General features: G+C 75.1%; 2 protein-coding genes. Both read left to right on the forward strand.

Annotated features, from left to right (window positions below):
* The first annotated feature begins 63 nt into the window (after positions 1-63).
* Entirely contained in the window at positions 64-2,520 is a 2,457-nt protein-coding gene (locus GTW43_RS20565; RefSeq protein WP_161303486.1) for a helicase C-terminal domain-containing protein, read from the forward strand.
* Between the two features lie 66 nt (positions 2,521-2,586).
* Positions 2,587-4,230, forward strand: coding sequence for a DNA repair helicase XPB (locus tag GTW43_RS20570; protein ID WP_161303487.1), 1,644 nt, complete (start codon positions 2,587-2,589; stop codon positions 4,228-4,230).
* Positions 4,231-4,277 lie beyond the last annotated feature (47 nt).

Below are 4,277 nucleotides of genomic sequence, written 5' to 3' on the forward strand. Positions count from 1 at the left end.
CCACGACGCACCCGTCACCCGGCGACGAACCCTCAACCCGCAACGGCGGCTACCGTGGGTCAGATGAGCCCGAACGCGCAGACCCCGGCGACCCCCAGTCCCCGCTCCCTCGCGGAGTCGCTGCGCGCCGGCACCGACGAGGATCTGGCCCGGCTGCTGCGGGCCCGCCCGGACCTGCTCAGCCCGGTGCCGGGCGACCTGACGCAGCTCGCGACCCGCGCCGGCACCCGCGCCTCCGTGATCCGCGCCCTGGACCACCTGGACCGCTTCACCCAGCAGGTCGCCCAGGCCCTGGCCGTGGCCCCGGACCCGGCCCCGTACGCCGCCCTGCACGCCCTGCTCCCCGGTGAGGACGCCGCGACCACGCTGCCCGGCGCCGTCGCCACCCTGCGCGAACAGGCCCTGGTCTGGGGCGGCGACGACCAGCTCCGCCTGGTGCGCACCGCCCGCGAACTCCTCGCCCCGAGCGCCCAGCACCCCTCCCCCACCGGCCTCGGCCCGACGGTCGCCGAGGCCACCTCGGGCATGTCCCCGACCCGGCTGCAGGAGCTGGTGGCGACGGCCGGGCTGCCCTCCACCCACGACCCGGTCTCGGCGGTGGCGGCGCTGAGCGAGCTGTTCTCGTCGCAGGACCGGATGGCCGCCCTGCTCGACGAGGCCCCGGCCGAGTCCGTCGACGTACTGAACCGTCTGGTGTGGGGCCCGCCCTACGGGCAGGTCACCGCGCGCCCCGCCGCGCACCTGCGCTGGCTGCTCGACCGCGGGCTCCTGCTGCCGACGAGCCCCGGCACGGTCGTGCTGCCCCGCGAGGCGGCGCTGCACCTGCGCGGCGGCCGGGCGCACCGCACCCTGGAGCCGCTGCCGCCGGCGGTCACGGTGAAGGCCGAGCACCGTGCGCAGGTGGTGGACGCGACGGCCGCCGCCGAGGCGTACACGGCGCTCGCGACGGTCGAGGAGCTCCTGAAGGACTGGGACGAGGGCGGCCCGGCGGTGCTGCGCGCGGGCGGCCTGAGCGTGCGCGACCTCAAGCGCACGGCGGCGGCCCTGGACGCGCCGGAGCAGACCGCCGCCTTCTGGGTCGAACTGGCCTACGCGGCGGGCCTGCTGGCCTCCGACGGCGAGGCCGACGAGCGGTACGCGGCGACACCCGCGCTCGACTCCTGGCTGGAGCTGCCGCCCGCCGAGCGCTGGGTGCCGCTCGCCGCGGCCTGGCTGACCGCGACCCGCACCGCGGGCCTGGTCGGCGGCCGCGACGGCAAGGACCGCACGCTGTCGGCGCTCGGCCCGCACCTGGACCGTTCGGCGGCGCCCGAGGTGCGCCACCGGGTGCTGGCGCTGCTGGCCGAGCTGCCCGACGGCGCCTCCCCCGACCCGGAGTCGGTCGTCGCCCGGCTCGCCTGGGAGCGGCCCTCGCCCGGCGCCCTCGAGCTGCGCGGCCGCCTGGTCCGCTGGACGCTCGCCGAGGCCGAGCTGCTCGGCGTCACCGGTCGCGGCGCGCTGTCCGCGCACGGCCGCGCCCTGCTCGCCCTGGACCCGCGGGACGGCCCGGCCGCCACCCCGCTGACGCCCGCCGAGGCCGCCGTCACCGCCGCCCGCGCGGGCAAGCTGCTCGTCCCGCTGCTGCCCGAGCCCCTCGACCACGTCCTGCTCCAGGCGGATCTGACCGCGGTGGCGCCGGGCCCGCTGGAGCGGCCGCTCGCCGACACCCTCTCCGTCCTCGCCGACGTCGAGTCGAAGGGCGGCGCGACCGTGTACCGGTTCACGCCGGGCTCGGTGCGCCGGGCCCTCGACGCCGGGCGCACCGCCTCCGACCTCCAGGACTTCCTCACCGCGCACTCCCGCACCCCGGTCCCGCAGCCGCTGTCCTACCTGATCGACGACGTGGCCCGCCGCCACGGCCACCTGCGGATCGGCGCGGCCTCCGCGTACGTGCGCTGCGACGACGACTCCGTGCTCGGCGAGATCCTCGCCGACAAGCGGGCCGCGGGCCTGCGGCTGCGCCGTCTCGCCCCGACCGTCCTGGCCGCCCAGGCGGACCCGGGCACGCTCCTCGAGGGGCTGCGCGCGATGGGTTTCGCGCCGGCGGCGGAGACCCCGGACGGCGATGTCCTCATCACGCGCGCGCACGCCCACCGCACCCCGCCGCGCACCGCGCCCGAGCCCGTCCCGGACGGCCCGCCGCTGCCCGACGGCACGCTCCTGGACGCGGCGATCCGGGCGGTGCGGGCGGGCGACCGCGCGGCCACGACCCCGCGCAAGGCGGCCCCCGAGCGGCCCGCCGACGGCGAACTGCCGCGCACCGGGGCCGCCGACACGCTCGCCACGATGCAGGCGGCGGTGCTGACCGGCGAGGCCCTGTGGATCGGGTACGTGAACGCGGAGGGCGCGGCCAGCCAGCGCGTCATCGCCCCGATCCGCGTCGAGGGCGGCTTCGTGACCGCGTACGACCACACGGCCGACGAGGTCCGCACCTATCCGCTGCACCGGGTCACGGGCGTCGCGGAGCTGTCCGAGGACTGATCCGGGGCACCACCGGTCCCCGGTGCGGCACACTGGACGTTTGGCCTATCGGAAAGGGTGCCGCGCGTGAACGGACCTCTCATCGTCCAGTCGGACAAGACCCTGCTGCTGGAGGTCGACCACGAGCAGGCCGACGACTGCCGCCGGGTGATCGCGCCGTTCGCCGAGCTGGAGCGGGCGCCCGAGCACATCCACACGTACCGGGTGACGCCGCTCGGGCTGTGGAACGCGCGCGCCGCGGGCCACGACGCGGAGCAGGTCGTGGACGCGCTGGTGCAGTTCAGCCGGTACCCGGTGCCGCACGCGCTGCTCGTCGACATCGCCGAGACGATGGACCGGTACGGCCGCCTCACGCTGAGCAAGCACCCCGCGCACGGTCTGGTCCTGACCAGCACCGACCGGCCCGTCCTCGAGGAGGTGCTGCGCTCGAAGCGGATCGCGCCGCTGGTCGGTGCCCGCATCGACGAGGACACCGTCGTGGTGCACCCCTCCGAGCGCGGCCAGATCAAGCAGACGCTCCTGAAGCTCGGCTGGCCGGCCGAGGACCTCGCCGGGTACGTGGACGGCGAGGCGCACGCGATCGCGCTCGCCGAGGACGGCTGGGCGCTGCGCCCGTACCAGAAGCAGGCCGTCGAGGGCTTCTGGCACGGCGGCAGCGGTGTCGTCGTGCTGCCCTGCGGCGCGGGCAAGACGCTGGTCGGGGCCGGTGCGATGGCGGAGGCGAAGGCGACGACGCTGATCCTCGTGACGAACACGGTCTCGGCCCGCCAGTGGAAGCACGAGCTGGTGAAGCGGACCTCGCTGACCGAGGACGAGATCGGCGAGTACAGCGGCACCAAGAAGGAGATCCGCCCCGTCACGATCGCGACGTACCAGGTCCTGACGACGAAGCGGAAGGGTGTCTACCCGCACCTGGAGCTGTTCGACTCCCGCGACTGGGGCCTGATCGTCTACGACGAGGTGCACCTGCTGCCCGCGCCCGTCTTCAAGTTCACCGCCGACCTCCAGGCCCGCCGCCGGCTCGGTCTGACGGCGACGCTGGTGCGGGAGGACGGCCGCGAGTCGGACGTCTTCTCGCTGATCGGGCCCAAGCGGTTCGACGCGCCGTGGAAGGAGATCGAGGCCCAGGGGTACATCGCCCCGGCGGACTGCGTCGAGGTCCGGGTGAACCTGACGGACTCCGAGCGGCTCGCCTACGCGACCGCCGAGGCCGAGGAGAAGTACCGCTTCTGCGCGACGACGGCGACGAAGCGGAAGGTGACGGAGGCGCTGGTCAAGAAGTTCGAGGGGCAGCAGATCCTCGTCATCGGCCAGTACATCGACCAGCTCGACGAGCTGGGCGAGCACCTCGACGCCCCGGTCATCAAGGGCGAGACGTCGAACAAGGAGCGCGAGCGGCTCTTCGACGCGTTCCGCTCCGGCGAGATCAACGTGCTGGTCGTCTCCAAGGTCGCGAACTTCTCGATCGACCTGCCGGAGGCGACGGTCGCGATCCAGGTGTCCGGCACGTTCGGCTCCCGCCAGGAGGAGGCCCAGCGGCTCGGCCGCGTCCTGCGGCCGAAGGCCGACGGGCACCAGGCGCACTTCTACTCGGTCGTCGCCCGCGACACCATCGACCAGGACTTCGCGGCGCACCGCCAGCGCTTCCTGGCGGAGCAGGGGTACGCGTACCGGATCGTCGACGCGGACGACCTCCTGACCGGAAACTAACCACCCCCAGGGACTCCGCCCCGGCCCCCGCTCCTCAATCGCCGGAG

This window comes from Streptomyces sp. SID5785 (assembly GCF_009870065.1).
Classification (GTDB): Bacteria; Actinomycetota; Actinomycetes; order Streptomycetales; family Streptomycetaceae; genus Streptomyces.